Here is a 16,655-nt window from a genome sequence, read left to right as displayed (position 1 = left end):
GAACTCAGTACCGGCGGTCGATCACGGTCCCGTTCGGGTACCACTGGATGTAGCCCCGCTGGAAGTTGTTCCGCCTGCCGCCGTCCGCGGCGAACTCACCCGTGGTCGGGTAGCCGAGGTACGACGTCTCCCAGCCCAGAGCCGCCCACCGCGCCCGGATCGCGCCGTAGATCTCGTGCGCGCCCGTCGACGGCGAGAAGTAGATCGATGCCGCCTTGTCGAAGTGGTTGTACCGGCCGATGCCGTCCGGCGTGATCAGCTCGTCCGTGGCCGGGTAGCCCATCGGGCCGGCTTCCCAGCCGGTCTGCTGCCACACCTGCCGGATCAGGCCCCAGATCGAGTGGGCGCCGTTGGCAGGCGTCCAGTAGATCGAGCCGTCCTTGCTGAAGTGGTTGTACCGGCCGATGCCGTCCGGCGTCACCAGCTCGTCGGTCGTCGGGTAGCCGAGCGGGCCGGCTTCCCAGCCCTTCTCCGCCCACTTCTCCCGGATCACACCCCAGATGGCGTGCGTGCCGGTGTTCGGCGAGAAGTAGATCGACGCCGTCAGCGTGCCGGGCGTGCCGATGTAGTGGTTGTACTTGCCCACCCCGTCCGGCGTGGTCAGCTCGTCGGTCGTCGGCGCGCCGAAGCGGGTGTGACCGCCCAGTTCCAGGTACTTGCCCAGGATCGCGCCGTGCACCTCGTGCACGCCGGTCTGCGCCGACCAGTACATCCGGCCGTTGGCGTACACGCGGTAGTTGACGTTGCCGTCCTGCGCCTCGGGCGCGGTCGGAGCGCCGAGCAGCGAGCGCACGGCGGCGTCGCTGTTGTAGCGCTGGTCGATCGCCGTCGCGTAGGTCGCGGTCAGCGTCAGGTCCGAGGTGACCGTCAGCGTCCGCGTCCGGCTGGTGGATCCGTTCTCCCATGCGGAGAACTTGGACGCGCCGTCGGACGCGGTCTCCGCGGCCACCACGTCGAGCGTGACGCCCTCGGTCACCAGCGCGCTGTTCACGCCGCCCTCGGACGGGATCTGCAGCGACGCGGGCACGTTCGACTTCAGCGTCAGCCGGTGCTGGCGCGGCCAGGCCGTGTAGCTGGTGCTGGTGGACACGCCCGCGCTGTCGGTGGTCGTCGCCGTCAGGACCATCCGGGAGTCCGGGTGGTCGGTGAACGGGACGCTGAAGGTCGAGCCGCTGGCGCCCACGCCGGGGTGCGAGTGGCAGGTCTCCTCCTCCGGGCAGTGCAGCACGGTGGAGGTCCAGGTGACCTGCAGTGCGCCGTCCTCGGTGTCGGTCGCGGTCGCGGCCAGCGACACCGCCTCGCCGATCGCGAAGTCCCGCGCGGACGGCTCGGTCAGCGTGATCACCGGCGTGTGGTTGGCCGGTGCGACGGTGAACGACGTGGTCCCGGCCTTGTTGAGCGGGTCGCGCACGGTCAGCGTCGCGGTGAACGGGCCGTCGGAGCTGTAGGTGTGCGTCGTGGTGACGCCGGTGCCGGTCGTGCCGTCGCCGAAGTCCCACGTGTAGGTGAGCGCGTCACCGTCGTAGTCCGTCGACTCGGACGCGTCGAACGTGACGGTGCGGGTCGCCGGGTCGCTGGTGGTCGTCGCCTTCGCCACCGGGGTCGTGTTGCCGGTGACGTAGCTGAGGCGGCGCAGGTTGCCGGTGTAGATGTCGGCGTAGACGACGTCGCCGTTGGGGGCAGCGGCGAACTTGACCGGACCGCCGATGTCGGTGGCCAGCGGCGGGTCCTGCGGCGCCTGGGTCAGGGTGCCCGCGGTGTTCCAGCGCGCGGTCCACAGCTTCTTGCCGACGTAGTCGCCGAAGAAGAACGCGCCCTGGTACTCGGCCGGGTAGCTGGATCCGGTGTAGACGAGGCCGGCCGTGACGCTGTTGCCCTGGTTGGAGGCGTCACCGTGGTGGTACTCCCACAGCGGCGCGCTGTTGGTCACCGACGCGCAGCCGGGCAGGTCCGCGTAGCCGGGGGTGCGGTGGTTGCCCTCCCAGCACGGCCAGGCGTAGTTGCGGCCCGGCTGCACGAGGTCGAGCTCCTCCCACTCGTTCCAGCCGACGTCGCCGACGACGGGCAGGCCGCTGCTGGGGTCGAGCGTGAACCGGAAGGGGCTGCGGAAGCCGCTCGCGAACACCTTGCTGCGGGTCGCCGTGGGGTTGGCCGCGTCGTAGTACGGGTTGGTGGACACCCCGCTGCCGTTGGCGTTGATGTGCAGGACCTTGCCGTTGAGGGCGTTGACGTCCAGGGTCTTCAGCGCGTTCTCGTCGACGCGCGTGTAGTCGGAGTTGTCACCGATCGACACCCACAGCGTGCCGTCGTCGGCCGCGATGAGACCGGTCATACCGTGCACATCGGACCCGCCGGGCATGTCGATCAGCGTCTGCTCGCCGGTGATGCCGGTGGGCTCGGGGGAGCCGGTGACCGTCCACTTCGCCAGACGCAGCGTGAACGTCGTGCCGTTGGGAACCGAGCGGATCAGGTAGATGGCCTTCGACGTGGCGTAGTCGGGCGCCACGGCCACGCTGACGAGACCCAGGTCACCCTGGTTGCGCACGGTCAGGGTGCGCAGGGTCCGCGTGGTCTTGCCGTCCGTGGAGGTCCAGTTGAGCTTGCCGCTCTTGCCGGTGCTCAGGTAGCTCCCGTCCGGCAGGTAGGCGAAGTCGGTGAGGTCGAAGGCGTTCTGACCGGTCGGCTGGTCGAGCAGCACGAAGCCGGGCGGTGGCGCGGCGGCGGCCTGCGGGGCCGAGATCGCCGTGACCAGGCCCAACGTGATCAGTCCCGTCCCGATGAACGCGAGTAAGCGTTTGGCTAACCACCGAGAGTGCATGTATCCCCCTTCCAGGCGTACGACTTCTCTTCGCCTGAAAGGGGGATTTCGTTGCTGAGAGTTATTGATCTGTGATGCGAGATCTACTACACGAACGCGCTCTGGCCGGTGACGGCCTTGCCGACGATCAACGTGTTCATCTCGCGGGTGCCCTCGAAGGAGTAGATGGCCTCCGCGTCGGCGAAGAACCGGGCCACGTCGTAGTCCAGGACGATCCCGTTGCCGCCGAGCAGCTCACGGCACCAGGCCACCACCTCGCGCATGCGCGCGGTGACGAACGCCTTCGCCAGCGACGACTGCTCGTCGCGGAAGATCCCGGCGTCCTGCAGGCGGGCCAGCTGGACCAGCATGCCCCACGACGCGGTGATGTTGCCCAGGCTCTTGACCAGCAGGTCCTGGACGAGCTGGAAGCCGGCGATCGGCTTGCCGAACTGCTTGCGCTCCTTCGCGTACGCGAGCGCGGCCTCGTACGCGCCGATCATGACGCCCAGCGCCTGCCAGGCGACGCCGCCGCGGGTGGCGCGCAGGATCTCGGCGACGTCCCGGAACGAGCGGATGTTCCGCAGCCGGTTCGCCTCCGGCACCCGCACGTCGCTCAGCGTGATCTCGGCGTTCTCGACGATGCGGAACGCCACCTTGTTCTCGATCTTGACCGGGACGAAGCCGTCGGCCGGAGTCTCCACGACGAACCCCTTGACGCGGTTGTCGTCGACGTCCCGCGCCCACACGACGACCAGGTCGGCGAAGGTGGCGTTGCCGATCCACTGCTTGGCGCCGTTGAGCACCCAGGTGTCGCCTTCCCGCTTCGCGGTGGTGCGCATGCCGCCCGCCACGTCGGACCCGCCGAGCGGCTCGGTCATCGCGAACGCGCCGATCTTGTCCATCGCGGCCATGGCGGGCAGCCAGCGGTCGCGCTGCTCCTGGTCCCCGCCCGCGTACACGCTGTACATCGCGAGTCCGTTGTGGACACCGAAGAAGGTCGCCACGGACGGGTCGACGCGCGAGTACTCCGCGGCGAGCATCCCGGTCAGCAGGTGGCTGCCGCGGGGCAGCGGGTCGCCGTAGCCCTCGTAGGCCACGCCGGCCAGGCCCAGCTCGCGGAACTTGCCGATCAGCTCGCGCGGGAACTCGCCGCGCGCCCAGTAGGAGTTGACCAGCGGCTTGACCTCGGTCCGCATGAAGTCGCGGGCCTTCAGCAGCGTCTTGCGCTCCTCTTCGGACAGCAGGTCCTCGTAGCCGTAGAAGTCGGCGCTCATTCGGTGTCTCCTTGTCCTCGGGCGGCGAGGATCGCGAGCTGCTTGCGGTCGCGCTCCGCCGCGAGATCGGTGTATGCCTTGTCGCCGTAGGCCTTCTCCACGGCTTCGATGACTCGCTCGGTGGCTGCCGGGTCCGGCTGCCCGGGCGTGATCCGGTCCATCGATGCGCCGATGTGCGTCGCGAGGTGCCGGTACCCGCCGGGACCACCGCCGAGGTGCGCGCCGAGGAACGGCCCGACCGCCGCCCAGCGCAGGCCGAGCGAGTTGACCACGACCTCGTCCAGCCCGGCCGGATCGACCACGCCCTCCTGCACCAGGTGGATCGCCTCGCGCTGCAGGGCGTTCTGCAGGCGGTTGCCGACGAAGCCGGGCACCTCCTTGCGCTCGACGACCGGCACGCGGCCGAGCGAGCGGTAGAACTCCACGGCTTCTTGCACGGCTTCTTCTTTCGTGCGCGGGTTGGGAACGACCTCGACCAGGGGCATGATGTGCGGCGGGTTGAACGGGTGTCCGATGAGGACACGCGAGCCGTCGATGTCCGCGGTGAACTCGCTGGACGGGATCGCCGACGACGAGCTGAGCAGCAGCGCCTGCGCGGGCGCCTCGGCGACCAGCCGGGCGAACAGCTCGCGTTTGAAGTCCAGGCGCTCGGGTCCGTTCTCCTGCACCACGTCCACGTCGCGCACGGCCTCGCCGACCGAGCCCGCGATGTGCACGTCGAGGTCGCCCAGCGCGTCCGCGAGGTCCGGCCGCGGATCGCTGACCCGCACCTCGTGCCCGTGCGCGGCGAACAGGGCGGCCCAGGACAGCCCGATCGTGCCCGCGCCGATCACCGCGATCTTCATGACGCCTCCAGGTAGTCGTGCACCGGGGTGACCGGCGCCAGGGTGAGATCGGTGAGCACGTGGCTCGCCGAGACGACCTCCCGCACGGGCAGGTCGGCCAGCGGGGCGAGAACGTGCTCGAACAGCTGCAGCCGCGCGGGACCGGTCCAGGCCTCCTTGACCGTCACGTCGGTGATCCGGGTGCGGACCAGTTCCGCGACGCGCGGACGGCCGTCGTAACCGGGGACGATCTTGAGCATGAACGTCGGGACGGCGATCTGCTCGCGTGCTTCGGCGGGGTCGAGCGGGTGGTGCTTGTAGCCCATGGTCGCCGTCGCGACCCGGAGCGTGCCGTAGTCGAGCGTCCCGACGAGGGCGCCGTGGTCGACGTACAACCGCGGCGCGCCAACGGTTTTCGGGTAGGCGCTGACCTCGCGGCCGGACGCGGTGGCCGGGAAGTTGTCCAGGTGCATCGCGTGCAGGTACTCGCCGCGCTCGTCGCCGAGCCGCACCGGGATCGCCTGCCCGGCCTCGGTGTACGGGCCGTAGCCGCTCACGTCGCCCATGCGCATGACCTCGAAGCGCACCAGCGGCTCGTCGATCTCCAGCGGCTCCGGGACGACGGCCCGCAGGGCGTCGAAATCGGTGCGGTAGACGACGTTGAGGTACTCGCGGTCGGTGAACCGCGGCACGACCGGCGCGTAGGCCGGGTTCGTCAGCGGGGTCGTGTGGCGCCGCGCGACGTCGGTGGCCTTCATCGTCCGCTCACCTCGCGCAGCACCTCTTCGGTGTCGGCGCCGGGTGCCGAGGGCAGGCGGCGGATCTCTGCCGGGGTTTCCGAGAACCGCACCGGGATGCCGGCCGTGCGGACCGGGCCTTCGGTCGGGTGCTGGACCAGCCGGATCAGGCCGCCGTCGCGGACGTAGGGGTCCTCGTCGGCGCGGTCGAGTTCCAGCACCGGCGCCATCGGGATGCTGTGCTTCGCGCACACCTCCGCCCACTCCGCGGTCGTCAGCGCCGGGGCGCACTCCTCGATCAGGTCGGCCAGCGCGTCCTTGTCCGCGGAGTCCACGTAGTCGCCGTTCACGCGCGGGTCCTCGGCCAGCTCGGGCCGTCCCGCCGCGGCGAAGAAGTCCCGGAAGTTCTGCGGGTTGTACGGGATCACGCACGCCAGTCCGTCCTTGGTGCGCACCGCGCGGTGGCCCTGCCCCATGGACAGCGGGAACCCGGTCGGCGCCGACGGCGGCTCGAACGTGTGCCCGGCGAGGTGCTCGACCAGGTTGAACGCGATCAGCGTGTCCGTCATGGGGACCTCGACGTGCTGGCCCCGCCCGGTCTTCTGCTGGTGCAGCAGCGCGGCGAGCACCGAGTAGGCGATGGTCAGCGCGGAGACCTTGTCGCCGAGGATCGTCGGCAGGTACACCGGCTTGCCCAGCGCGCGGTTCGCGATGTCGACCAGCCCGGACGCGGCCTGGACGGTCTCGTCGTAGGCGGCGTGGCCCGCGCGGTCGGAGTCGCCGCGGAAACCCTGCGCGTGCGCGTAGACCAGCTTCGGGTTGCGCCGGGACAGCTCGTCGTAGGTCAGGCCGAGCCTGCCGAGCGCGCCAGGGCGCATGTTGGTGATCAGCGCGTCGGCGGTGTCGATCAGGTCGAGCGCCCGCGCGCGCTGCTCGTCGTCCTTGAGGTTCAGGGCCACGCTGCGCTTGTTGCGGTTCACCGCCATCGCCAGCGCGGTCATCCCCGGGGTGTTGCGGTAGTGCCCGTTGCGGGCCGAGTCGCCCGGCGCCTCGATCCGGATCACGTCCGCGCCGAGGTCGCCCAGGATCTGCGCGGCGTACGGGCCCATCACCACCGTGGAGAGGTCGATGACCCGGATCCCGTCGAGTGGACCACTCATCACTGCTCCTCGTTCTCGTCCTCACCTGACAATTCGACGGTAGGTCCGAAAACGCGGAAAGGGAATGATCAATGGGCGAACAATGGTATGACCGCAGTGGTCATACCATTTGCCGGAAAACTTCTCTGGCGTCCGCGACGAGTCCGGCCAGTTCCGCCCCCGGACAGGCCCGGTCCCGTCGCCAGATGAGCCCGGTCTGCAGCTCGGGGCGGAAATCGGTGATCGGGAGCACGGCCACGTTCTCCACGCTGTAGTTGCGCATCGGACTGCGCGGGTCCAGCATCGAGACGGTGAACCCGAGACCGCTCGCGACGATTTCGGCGACCCCGGAATAGTCCGTTCGCGGCGGCTTGAGACGTTTCTTGACGCCTGCCGCGCGCAGTTCCTGGTCCATTCGTTCGAAATAAACCGGCTGCGCCTCCGGCGGCACCGGGACGTACGGGAGGTCCACGAGGTCGGTGAGGCTCAGCGCGTCGCGGCCGTCGAACCGGTCCGCGGGCACGACCGCGCCCAGCGGCTCCGACAGCACCCGCACGACCTCCAGCGCGGGATCGCTCACCGGCAGCCGGACCAGCGCGAGGCTCAGCCGCCCGTCGTGCACCGCCTCGATCAGGTCGCTGGTGCGGCCCGGCCAGCGCTTGAGGTCGAACCGGTCGCGGCAGCGTTCCTCCAGCTCCTGCACGCGGGCGCGCAGGTCCGGGTGCAGCCCGGCCGGCACGCCGATGAGCGCCATCCGGTGCCGCGGGCCGAGGGCTTCGCGTAGCCGCCAGGGGATCGCGTTGAAGTGTTCGAGTGCTTCGCGGGCCAGCGGGAGGAGCGCGGCGCCGGCGTCGGTCAGCTCGACGCTGTGGGTGCTGCGCCGGAACAACCGGTGCCCCAGCTCGTGTTCGAGGTCCTTGATCCGCTGGCTCAGCGGCGACGCCGCCATGTGGAGTTTCCGCGCGGCCTGCGAGAAGTTCAGCTCCTCGGCCACCACGACGAAGTAACGCAGGTGAAAGATCTCCACCCGGCCGAGCTTACGGGCGGCAGAGGATGATCAGGATGCAACTCGGCGGCGTGCGGGACGGGGTGGTCGTGGTCGCGCCGGTGCTGGTGCCGCCGGTGGGGGCGCTCGTCTGGCCGGGGTCGGTCGGATCGCCAGGGGCGCCGGGGTCGGTGCTCGACGCGGGCGGCAGGTTGGAGTCGGTGACGGTGACCGTCTCGGTGGACGTGCTGGTGCGCGACCTCGTGGCCCACGGCACGATGTCGCCGCCGTTCCCGGCGCCGGGGGAGGCGTTGGTGACCGTGATCCGCGACGAGCTGTTGGTGCGCTCGGTGGTGCTCTGGTTTCCGGGGACGCCGCCACCGGCGAGGCCGCCGGTCGGCCCGGCCGGAAGGCTGAACAACGCGGCGTCGTCGTTGGGCGAGGTGTCTGCGCCGACCTTGACCAGGATCGCGGCGAGCCCGCAGCCCAGCACGACCGCGAGCATGACCGCCATCACCTGGAACCGGGATCTCGGCGCGCGGGGCTGTTCCGTCCAGCCCTCGCGCTCAAGCAGTTCGGCCACCGACACTTCGTCGTTCACCGGACCCACCTTTCGGACGCGAAGGCATACCGACAGTTGCGCGCATTTGTACCGCAACCGGGTGAAGGTGACTCAGCCGGGGCCGTGAAACAACGTCCAAATTACTGACGGTGTTGGGAAATCGCTCCAAGCAACTTGCGTGCGCCGTCAATGGCACGATCGAAGTGATCGACGGAGCCCGCCGCGCGGGCGAGCACGTACCCGCCCTGCACCACCGCGGCGATGGTGGCCGCGGTGGCGCCGGTGTCCAGGTCCGCGGGCAGCTCCCCGCGCGCCACACCGTCGGCGAGGACCCCGTCGAGCCGTTCCTGCAGCCAGCCGAGGGTCTCCTTTACCGGCTGCCGGAGGGCCTCGCTGGCCACGACGTCCGGGTCCTGCGCGAGCCGCCCGATCGGGCAGCCGCGGAGGACCTCCCGTTCCCGCAGGAGGTACGCGTCGATGCGCTCCAGGGCGGTGCCGCCACTGGCGAGCGCCGTCTCGGCCTCGGCCCGCATCTCCTCCGCGCTGCGGCGGATCGCGGCCAGCGCCAGGTCCGGCTTCCCGCTGAAGTGGTGGTACATGCTGCCCTGGCCGGCCTGCGCGTGCTGCTGGATGGCCTTCGGGCTGGTGCCCACGTAACCGCGGTCCCGCAGCAGCTCCTGCGTGCTGCGGATCAGCCGCTCCGAGGTGTCCACCCCGTCACTGTACCTATCGGTAGGTACGTCAGAGCAGCTCGGGAGCGTGCTCGCGCACGGCGGACAGCACCTCGTCCACGCTCGGGTTGACCATGGCCGCCGGGCCGACGAAGACCGTCGGCACCGTCTCGTTGCCGTTCGCGACCTCGCGCACCCGTTCCGCCGCGCCCGGCTCCTCCCAGATGTTCACCTCGGTGAACGGCAGGCCGGCCCGCTCCAGACCGGCCCGCAGCGCCATGCAGAAGCCGCAGCCGGGGCGCCAGTAGAACTCGACGGGAGTGCTCATGCTTTCAGGTTAACCATCAGGGGATCACTTTGCGCTTGCGCAGCTCCTCGAAGATCGACCGGAACATCTCCCTGGTGTCCACGAACTCGTGGAAACCGAACCGGCGGGCCTTCGAGCCGTCGGCGATCACGTCGTAGTCCCAGCCGAAGACGAAGTCGCCGAAGCGCCACGACGACACCTCGGCGAACGACGGCTCCAGTCCGTACCGCTCGCGCATCGACTCCCACAGCGGCTCCTTGTCCGCCATCGCGGTCTCCAGCGACATCGGCAACGGCGGCGCGACCTCCAGGTCGAACCAGCGTGCCAGCTCGGGCCACAGCTCGCTCCACCGGAACAGGTCGCCGTTGTTGATGTTGAACGCCTGGTTGCCGCAGCGCTCGTCGGTCGCCGCCCACACCGTCGCCTTCGCCAGCAGCCCGGCGTCGGTCATCTCCAGCAGGGACGTGTACGCGCCCGGCTTGCCGGGGAACCGCAGCGGCACCCCGAGTTCCTTCGAGATCGACGCGTAGACCGCGATCACGGTGGCCAGGTTCATCGGGTTGCCCAGGGCGAACCCGCAGACCACCGACGGCCGCAGCGCCGACCACGTCCACGCCTTGCCGAGTTGGCGCTGCTCCAGGAAGTTCTGCTGGTCCACGTTGAACTCGGGCGGCAGGTGCCCCGGGTCGTCCTCGCGGGCAGGCGTCTTGAACGGGCCGAGGTGCGCACCGTAGACCTTGTAGCCCTGCATCAGGCTGATGTGCCGCAGCCCGCGCGCGGCCGGCTCCACCGCGTCGACGAGGTTGACCAGCATCCCGACGTTCGGCGCGACCAGTTCGGCCCACGTCGGCTTGTCCTGGTAGGCCGCGTAGAAGACGTGCGTGACGTCTCGCAGCCCGCCCAGCTTGTCCCGCGCGTCGGCCGGGTCCAGCAGGTCGACGGCGATGTGGCGGACGGGCCCGCTCGAGGGACCGCCGCGCCGGGACAGCCCGATCACCTCCCAGTCCCCGAGCGAGACCAGGTGGTCGACGAGGTTGCGGCCGATGACCCCGTTCGCCCCGGCGACCAGGGCGACTTTGCGTTCCGTGCTCATGCACCCAGGTTCGGCCGCCTGCGGCTATAAGTCCAAGTCCCGTTGGTACCGGGACCCATGAGCGTTGTTTATGCCCAGGTCTTCCCGGTGATCCGCTCGTAGACCTCGATGTAGCGGGCGCGGGTGGTGGCCACGACGTCGGCCGGGATCTCCGGCGCGGGCGGGGTCTTGTCCCAGCCGGTGCCGCTGACCCAGTCACGCACGTACTGCTTGTCGAACGAGAACTGCGGGCGGCCCGGCTGCCAGCGGTCGGCCGGCCAGAACCGCGACGAGTCGGAGGTCAGGACCTCGTCGCCGAGGGTCAGCACACCGTCGGCGTCCCAGCCGAACTCGACCTTCGTGTCCGCGACGATGATCCCGTTCTCCGCGGCCCGCTCGGCGCCCGCGCGGTAGATCGCCAGTGTCAGCTCGCGCAGGCGCTCCGCGGTCTCGCGGCCTTCCTGCGCGACCACGTCGTCGAAGGTGATGAACTCGTCGTGGCCCTCGGTGGCCTTGGTGGTCGGCGTGAAGATCGGCTCGGGCAGCTTGCTGCCCTCGACCAGACCCGGCGGCAGCGCGACGCCGGAGACGGTGCCCTGCTTCTGGTACTCCTTCAGGCCCAGCCCGGTCAGGTAGCCGCGTGCGATGCACTCGACCTGCACCATCTTCAGCGGCTTGACGCGGATCGCGCGGCCGGCGAACTCCTCGGGCACGTCGGTGGACACGACGTGGTTCGGCACGATCTCCGCCAGGTGCTCGAACCACCACAGCGACAGCTGGGTGAGCAGCTTGCCCTTGTCCGGGATCGGGGTGGGCATCACCACGTCGTAGAGCGAGATCCGGTCGGAGGCGACGAGCAGGATGTCGTCCCCGTCGGAGTAGAGCTCACGGACCTTGCCCGCATAGATGTGCTTCATCGTCCCGTCCCGTGTCGCCGGATTTCGCCGCACCCATCCTACGGTGCTGCTCAGCGGGCATTGACCTCGACATTACTTGAGGTTTTAGCTTCGGGATCATGCAACGGATTCCCTGGCCCGTGTGGCGGATCTCGCTGGTGATCGTGTTCGGCGCCTTCGTCGGCATGCTCGACTCGTCGCTCGTCAACGTCGGACTCGACCGGATCGGCATGGACCTGGGCGCCTCGCTCGACGAGGTGCAGTGGGTGTCGACCGCCTACCTGATCGCGCTGGCGGTGTCGCTGCCGCTGTGCGGGTGGCTCGGCCGCCGGATCGGCGTCGGGCGGCTGTGGCTGGGTGCCTTCGCCGCGTTCACCATCGCGTCCGGGCTGTGCGCGCTGGCCGGCGACATCGGGTGGCTGGTCGTGCTGCGCGTCGTGCAGGGGCTGGCCGCCGGGCTGCTGACCCCGGCCGGGCAGACGATCCTCGGCCAGGCGGTCGGCCCGGAGCGGCTGGGGCGGGTGATGAGCATCCTCGGCATCGCGGTGAGCAGCGCGCCCGCGATCGGCCCGACCGTCGGCGGGGTGCTGCTGGACTCGCTGTCCTGGGAGTGGCTGTTCCTGATCAACCTGCCGATCGGCGCGATCGGCATCGCGCTCGGGTGGAAGTACGTGCCGCGCGGTGAGCCGGGTGGCGCCGGGCGGCTGGACTGGACCGGGTTCGCGCTGGTGGGGCTCGGGTTGCCGCTGTTCGTCTACGCGCTCACCTCGGTCGGCGAGGGCGGCGGCGGGATCGGCCCGTCGGTGCTGGTGTCGCTGGCGCTCGGCGCGGCCGGGCTGGTGGCGTTCGCGCTGCGGTCGTGGCGGCGCGAACGGCCGCTGCTCGATCTGCGGCTGTTCCGCAACCAGGTGTTCGCGGCCGGGACGGTGTCCAGCCTGTTCTTCGGCGCCGCCATGTTCGGCGCGATGCTGCTGTTCCCGCTGTACTTCCAGATCCTGCGCGGCGCGGACGTGGTGACCACCGGCCTGTCCCTGCTGTCGCTCGGCCTGGGCACGATGGTGGTGATGCCCCTGGCCGGGTGGCTGACCGACCGGCACGGCGGCGGGATCGTCGCGCTCGTCGGCAGTGTGTGCACCGTGCTCACCACCGCGCCGTTCGCGTTCCTCGGCGCGGACGCGGACCCGGTGCTGCTTCAGGCGTTGCTGTTCCTGCGCGGCATGGCGCTGGCGTTGTCGGCGTCCCCGGCGGGTACGGCGGCGTTCGCGTCGGTGCGGCGCGAGCAGCTCCCGGACGCGACCACGGTGCTGAACATCCTGATGCGGGTGGGCGGCGCGGTCGGCGGCGCGATGTCGGCGGTCGTGCTGTCCCGGCTGCTGCCCACCGGGGCCGAGCACGCCTTCCAGGTCGCGTTCTGGTGGCTGACCGGCGCTTCGGCCGTCGCGGTGGGTGCCGCCTGGTGGCTGTGGCAGGTGCAGCGGCATGAACGGACCCGAGCGGTTCCGGTTCCGGCATAAGCTGTGCTCATGACCCTGCGGCAGCTGGAGTACCTGGTGACGATCGTCGACGCGGGCTCGTTCACGCGCGCGGCCGAGCTGCTGCACGTCACGCAACCCGCGCTGTCGCACCAGGTGCGGGCGCTGGAGCGGGCGACCGGCGGGCCGCTGCTGGAGCGGCTGCCGCGGTCGGTGCGGCTGACGCCGATGGGCCGGGCCATGCTGCCGCACGCGAGGGCGGCGCTGGCGGCGGCGCGGAAGTCGGTGTCCGCCGCGCGGCAGGCGGCCGGGCTGCAGTGCGGCGAGATCATGGTGGCGACCCTGTACTCGGTGAGCCTCGGCGTGCTGCCGCCGGTGCTCAAGGCGTGGCGGCGCGCCCACCCGGACGTGCACGTGCGGTTGTTCGAGCACCGGCACGCCGACGAGCTGGCCGCCGCGATGGCCCAGGGGCAGGCCGATCTCGCCGTCGGGCCGGAACCGTCCGATTGGGACGGTCCGGTGCACCCGCTCGGCGAGGAGGAGTTCGTCGTGGTGGTGCCGCCGGACGATCCGGTGGCCACGGCGACCACGGTCCGGCTCGCGGACCTCGCCGAGCGGGAGTGGGTCCACTACGCGCCCGGCAACGGTCTCGCCGACCTGCTGGACCAGGTGTGCGCGGCGGCCGGGTTCCAGCCCAGGGCCGCGGTGCGGACCGAGCAGACGGCCGCCGCGCCGTCGCTGGCCGCCGCCGGTCTCGGCCCGGCGCTGGTGCCCGCGAACGTGCTGCCGCCGCGGTTCGCCGCGCACCTGCTGCGGCCGGACCCGCCGGTGCGACGCCGATTGGCGGCTTACACGCGCCCGGGTGGCGATCCCGTCGTGTCGGCGTTCACCGAAATCCTCCGCCGCAAGGCGATTCTGGTGCCGGGCCACGTGCGGCGCTGCCTGGATTGACCCGTTTTCCGGCGCGCCATCGGCTATATTCCAGCCCTGCCGATCAACTGGGAGGGCCCATGCAGGAGAGCCGGTGGCTGTCCGATGACCAGCTCCGGGCCTGGGTGCACTACCTCGGCGCGCAGACCCTCGTGCAACGCGCGATCGAGCGCCACCTGCACGAAACCGCCGGGATTTCCCATGCGGAATACGAAATCCTCACCAGGCTGGACGCCGCGCCGGACCGCCGGATGCGAATGGGCGAGCTGGCCGCGGTGCTGTTCTCGCCGGGCAGCAGGCTGAACTACCGGATCACCCGGCTGGCAGGCCTCGGCTGGGTCCGGCGCGAACAACACCCGACCGACCGCCGCGGCCTGTACGCGGTGCTGACCGCGGAGGGCGCCGAATTCCTCCACGGCGTGGCACCCGGATACCGCAGGGCGGTGCACGAATCGGTGGTGAACCCGCTGACCGACGACGAATTCGCCGAGCTGGGCCGGATCAGCCGGAAACTGTTCCAGCACCACCTCGGGCGCGGTGATTGAGTCAGCAGGACCAGACGACCGCGCAGCCCGCCGTCCCGGAGCCGTGCCGCGCTTTCGCACCCGCTTGCGCCCATCTCGGCGAACAGCCCGGCCGTCGTGGCGAGGTCCATCGGGTTGACCGCGGCGGCCGACACCCGGATCCGCACCTGACCCGGACCGGGCACCGGGACCGGCATCCCACTGCGAGGCGCGCGCTGCCTATGACGATTGAGGAATCTTCGCGAGGAAGCTCGCCAGGGTGGAATTGAACTCCGCGGGCCGTTCCAGGTTCGGCATGTGCGCGGCGCCTTCGATGACCGCCAGCTCCGCGCCGGGGATGAGTGAGTGCAGGAACTCCGCCTCGGCGACCGGCGTGTACTCGTCCTGGTCGCCGACGACCACCAGCGCCGGTACGCGGACCCCGGCCAGCGTCGGCACGTAGTCCGGGCGTTCGGCGCGGCCCCGCAGGGCCGCCGCGGCACCCTCCGGCGCGGTCGAGCGCATCATGCGGTGGACGTGCTCCGCGACGTCCGGCATCGCGGCGACGTTGGCGGGCGCCACCATCTTCGTGAGCACCTCGTCGGCGTACGGCCAGAGTCCTTCTCGGAGCAATCGTTCGGCCATCTCGGTGCGATTCCGCTTGCCCTCCGCGGTCTCCGCGCGCGGTGAGGTGTCGGCGAGGACCAGCGCGCGGATTCGCTCCGGGAAGAGCCGGTGGCACTCCATCACGATCTGGCCGCCCATGGACAGCCCGCCCAGGACGAACTCGCCGACGTCCAGGCGGTCGAGCAGGCCGGCCAGGTCGCGGGCGAAGGTCTCCAGGGGCGTCTTGCCCGGCACCACCGTGGTCTCGCCGTAACCCCGCAGGTCGGGCGCGATGACTCGCCAGCCGCGCTCGCTGAAGTGGTCCAGCTGGGGCCGCCACATCGAGCGGTCGAACGGGTGGCCGTGGACCAGGACGAGGGCCGGGCCGGAGCCCTTGTCGTCGTAGCCGATTTCGATCGTCATGCTCCGACGGTAGATCGGCTGCTATGCTCGGTGCAATACAAATATTGCTCTCGGTGCAATGTGGAGGTGCGGGTGGACTACCGGACGATCGCGGACGACGTCGCCGCCGATGTCGCCGCCGGGCGGCTCCGGCCGGGCGACCGGTTGCCCCCGCAGCGCCGGTTCGCGCGGCAGCGCGGCATCGCGGTTTCCACCGCGGCCAGGGTGTACGGCGAGCTGGTCCGGCGCGGCCTCGCGGTCGGCGAGACCGGGCGGGGCACGTTCATCCGGGCCGCGCCGGAGCCGGGTTCCGCGCTGGCCGAACCCGCCTCCGCGACAGTCGACCTGGAGCTGAACTTCCCGGTGCTGCCGGAACAGGCCGAGTGGATCGCCGCGAGCCTCGGACCGTTGCTGCGGCCGGACCTGCTGGTGCAGGGGCTGGGGCCGGCCGTGGTGACGGGTACGGCCGAAGCCAGGGCGGCGGCCGCGTCGGTGCTGGCGCGGGGTGGGTGGGCGCCGTCCGCACCGGACGTGTTGTTCACGGGCAACGGCCGCCAGGCGATCGCCGCCGCGGTGGCCGCGCTGGTCCCGGCCGGGGAGCGGCTGGGGGTCGAGGCGCTGACATACCCGGTGGTCAAGGGCATCGCGGCGCGGCTCGGGGTCACGCTGGTGCCGCTGGAGCTGGACGAGCACGGTGTGGTGCCGGACCTGCCGCCGCGGTTGCGGGCGGTGTACCTGCAGCCGGCGCTGCACAACCCGCTGGGGCTGGCGATGCCGGCGGCGCGGCGGGCGGAGCTGGCCGAGGTGTTGCGGGAGCGGGATCTGCCGGTGATCGACGACGGCATCAACGGTTTCCTGCGGCCGGACCTGGCGCCGCTGGCGGAGGTCGCGCCGGAGCGGACGGTCGTGCTGGACAGCCTCTCGAAGCGGCTCGCGCCCGGGCTGACGCTGGGTTTCGTGGTGGCTCCGCCGGCGCTGCGTGACCGGGTGGTCGCCGCGGTGCGTTCGGGCGGCTGGGCGGCGGCGCGGTTCCCGATGGCGGCCGCGACGCGCCTGATGGCGGACGGCACGCTGGCGAAGATCGAGGCTGCCAAGCGCGCCGACGCGGTGGCGCGGCAGGAGCTGGTGGCCGAGCGCCTGGCGGGTTTCGAGGTGCGGTCGGACCCGCGGGCGTACCACTGCTGGTGGCGGCTGCCGGAGCCGTGGCGGGCGGAGACGTTCGTGGCGGCCGCCGCACGCCGCGGGATAGCCGTCACCCCGGCCGCGGCGTTCGCCGTGAGCCCGGGCAGAGCCCCCACCGCCGTGCGGCTCGCACTGGCTTCCCCGCGGACCGACGTACTGGCCGGGGCGCTGGACACGCTGGCCGCGCTGGCGCGTTCAAGCCCGGAGGACAGCGGAATCGAGTGATTCGTCGCGGCGGTATCGGCAAGGGGCGGTGCCGCGCGCAGCCTTCGCCGCGCCGCGGGCCGCGCTGT

16 protein-coding genes are annotated in these 16,655 nt (G+C 71.0%); 4 read left to right on the top strand and 12 right to left on the bottom strand.

Annotated elements, in window-relative coordinates; translation table 11 throughout:
• Positions 1 to 4: 4 nt before the first annotated feature.
• The 11 genes from AMY39116_RS0306165 to AMY39116_RS0306115 all read right to left on the bottom strand — a co-directional run bounded on the left by AMY39116_RS0306165 (position 5) and on the right by AMY39116_RS0306115 (position 11,288).
• Positions 5 to 2,758, bottom strand: coding sequence for a PQQ-dependent sugar dehydrogenase (locus tag AMY39116_RS0306165; RefSeq protein WP_020416824.1), 2,754 nt, complete (start codon positions 2,756 to 2,758; stop codon positions 5 to 7).
• 146 nt (positions 2,759 to 2,904) lie between these two features.
• Entirely contained in the window at positions 2,905 to 4,074 is a 1,170-nt protein-coding gene (locus AMY39116_RS0306160; protein ID WP_020416823.1) for an acyl-CoA dehydrogenase family protein, read from the bottom strand.
• Positions 4,071 to 4,919: a 3-hydroxyacyl-CoA dehydrogenase NAD-binding domain-containing protein gene (locus tag AMY39116_RS0306155; protein WP_020416822.1), complete on the bottom strand. Its 849-nt coding sequence runs from the start codon at positions 4,917 to 4,919 to the stop codon at positions 4,071 to 4,073. The genes AMY39116_RS0306160 and AMY39116_RS0306155 overlap by 4 nt, the downstream gene beginning before the upstream one ends.
• Positions 4,916 to 5,656 carry an acetoacetate decarboxylase gene (locus tag AMY39116_RS0306150; RefSeq protein ID WP_020416821.1) on the bottom strand — a complete coding sequence of 247 codons (741 nt, stop codon included), beginning with the start codon at positions 5,654 to 5,656 and terminating at the stop codon, positions 4,916 to 4,918. The genes AMY39116_RS0306155 and AMY39116_RS0306150 overlap by 4 nt, the downstream gene beginning before the upstream one ends.
• Complete coding sequence (locus AMY39116_RS0306145; protein WP_020416820.1) at positions 5,653 to 6,795, bottom strand: CaiB/BaiF CoA-transferase family protein; 1,143 nt, start codon at positions 6,793 to 6,795, stop codon at positions 5,653 to 5,655. The genes AMY39116_RS0306150 and AMY39116_RS0306145 overlap by 4 nt, the downstream gene beginning before the upstream one ends.
• A 100-nt stretch (positions 6,796 to 6,895) precedes the next feature.
• Entirely contained in the window at positions 6,896 to 7,801 is a 906-nt protein-coding gene (locus tag AMY39116_RS0306140; RefSeq protein ID WP_020416819.1) for a LysR family transcriptional regulator, read from the bottom strand.
• A gap of 10 nt (positions 7,802 to 7,811) precedes the next feature.
• Positions 7,812 to 8,360 carry a hypothetical protein gene (locus AMY39116_RS0306135; protein ID WP_020416818.1) on the bottom strand — a complete coding sequence of 183 codons (549 nt, stop codon included), beginning with the start codon at positions 8,358 to 8,360 and terminating at the stop codon, positions 7,812 to 7,814.
• 101 nt (positions 8,361 to 8,461) lie between these two features.
• Positions 8,462 to 9,034: a TetR/AcrR family transcriptional regulator gene (locus AMY39116_RS0306130; protein ID WP_020416817.1), complete on the bottom strand. Its 573-nt coding sequence runs from the start codon at positions 9,032 to 9,034 to the stop codon at positions 8,462 to 8,464.
• 28 nt (positions 9,035 to 9,062) lie between these two features.
• A complete protein-coding gene (locus tag AMY39116_RS0306125) occupies positions 9,063 to 9,320 on the bottom strand; it encodes a glutaredoxin domain-containing protein (RefSeq protein ID WP_020416816.1) in 258 nt (85 codons plus the stop codon).
• A 16-nt stretch (positions 9,321 to 9,336) separates the two neighbouring features.
• Positions 9,337 to 10,392 carry an SDR family oxidoreductase gene (locus AMY39116_RS0306120; protein WP_020416815.1) on the bottom strand — a complete coding sequence of 352 codons (1,056 nt, stop codon included), beginning with the start codon at positions 10,390 to 10,392 and terminating at the stop codon, positions 9,337 to 9,339.
• A 68-nt stretch (positions 10,393 to 10,460) separates the two neighbouring features.
• On the bottom strand, positions 10,461 to 11,288 hold the full coding sequence (locus AMY39116_RS0306115; RefSeq protein WP_020416814.1) for a phosphoribosylaminoimidazolesuccinocarboxamide synthase: 828 nt from the start codon (positions 11,286 to 11,288) through the stop codon (positions 10,461 to 10,463).
• 98 nt (positions 11,289 to 11,386) lie between these two features.
• Here AMY39116_RS0306115 and AMY39116_RS0306110 point away from each other — a divergent pair, with 98 nt between their 5' ends.
• The 3 genes from AMY39116_RS0306110 to AMY39116_RS0306100 are packed head-to-tail and all read left to right on the top strand — an operon-like array spanning position 11,387 to position 14,214.
• A complete protein-coding gene (locus AMY39116_RS0306110; protein WP_235716071.1) occupies positions 11,387 to 12,781 on the top strand; it encodes an MDR family MFS transporter in 1,395 nt (464 codons plus the stop codon).
• Positions 12,782 to 12,790: 9 nt separating this feature from the next.
• Positions 12,791 to 13,690, top strand: coding sequence for a LysR family transcriptional regulator (locus AMY39116_RS0306105; protein ID WP_039791279.1), 900 nt, complete (start codon positions 12,791 to 12,793; stop codon positions 13,688 to 13,690).
• Between the two features lie 59 nt (positions 13,691 to 13,749).
• Positions 13,750 to 14,214, top strand: coding sequence for a MarR family winged helix-turn-helix transcriptional regulator (locus AMY39116_RS0306100; protein ID WP_020416811.1), 465 nt, complete (start codon positions 13,750 to 13,752; stop codon positions 14,212 to 14,214).
• Positions 14,215 to 14,412: 198 nt separating this feature from the next.
• Here the strand turns inward: AMY39116_RS0306100 and AMY39116_RS0306095 are convergent, their stop codons facing one another.
• A complete protein-coding gene (locus tag AMY39116_RS0306095; RefSeq protein WP_020416810.1) occupies positions 14,413 to 15,201 on the bottom strand; it encodes an alpha/beta fold hydrolase in 789 nt (262 codons plus the stop codon).
• A gap of 72 nt (positions 15,202 to 15,273) precedes the next feature.
• On the opposite strand from AMY39116_RS0306095, the gene AMY39116_RS0306090 reads away from it, so the two are divergent.
• Positions 15,274 to 16,587: a PLP-dependent aminotransferase family protein gene (locus AMY39116_RS0306090; RefSeq protein WP_020416809.1), complete on the top strand. Its 1,314-nt coding sequence runs from the start codon at positions 15,274 to 15,276 to the stop codon at positions 16,585 to 16,587.
• The last annotated feature ends 68 nt before the right edge of the window (positions 16,588 to 16,655 follow it).

This window comes from Amycolatopsis sp. ATCC 39116, assembly GCF_000231075.2.
GTDB lineage: Bacteria > Actinomycetota > Actinomycetes > Mycobacteriales > Pseudonocardiaceae > Amycolatopsis_E > Amycolatopsis_E tucumanensis.
This window is presented reverse-complemented; position numbering and strand designations above follow the sequence as displayed.

What these genes read in the sequence shown, in the direction of transcription:
- AMY39116_RS0306160 (WP_020416823.1), bottom strand. Translation starts at nt 4,074, where the DNA reads ATGAGCGCCGACTTCTACGGCTACGAGGACCTGCTGTCCGAAGAGGAG.
- AMY39116_RS0306155 (WP_020416822.1), bottom strand. Translation starts at nt 4,919, where the DNA reads ATGAAGATCGCGGTGATCGGCGCGGGCACGATCGGGCTGTCCTGGGCC.
- AMY39116_RS0306150 (WP_020416821.1), bottom strand. Translation starts at nt 5,656, where the DNA reads ATGAAGGCCACCGACGTCGCGCGGCGCCACACGACCCCGCTGACGAAC.
- AMY39116_RS0306145 (WP_020416820.1), bottom strand. Translation starts at nt 6,795, where the DNA reads ATGAGTGGTCCACTCGACGGGATCCGGGTCATCGACCTCTCCACGGTG.
- AMY39116_RS0306125 (WP_020416816.1), bottom strand. Translation starts at nt 9,320, where the DNA reads ATGAGCACTCCCGTCGAGTTCTACTGGCGCCCCGGCTGCGGCTTCTGC.
- AMY39116_RS0306120 (WP_020416815.1), bottom strand. Translation starts at nt 10,392, where the DNA reads ATGAGCACGGAACGCAAAGTCGCCCTGGTCGCCGGGGCGAACGGGGTC.
- AMY39116_RS0306115 (WP_020416814.1), bottom strand. Translation starts at nt 11,288, where the DNA reads ATGAAGCACATCTATGCGGGCAAGGTCCGTGAGCTCTACTCCGACGGG.
- AMY39116_RS0306110 (WP_235716071.1), top strand. Translation starts at nt 11,387, where the DNA reads ATGCAACGGATTCCCTGGCCCGTGTGGCGGATCTCGCTGGTGATCGTG.
- AMY39116_RS0306105 (WP_039791279.1), top strand. Translation starts at nt 12,791, where the DNA reads ATGACCCTGCGGCAGCTGGAGTACCTGGTGACGATCGTCGACGCGGGC.
- AMY39116_RS0306100 (WP_020416811.1), top strand. Translation starts at nt 13,750, where the DNA reads ATGCAGGAGAGCCGGTGGCTGTCCGATGACCAGCTCCGGGCCTGGGTG.
- AMY39116_RS0306095 (WP_020416810.1), bottom strand. Translation starts at nt 15,201, where the DNA reads ATGACGATCGAAATCGGCTACGACGACAAGGGCTCCGGCCCGGCCCTC.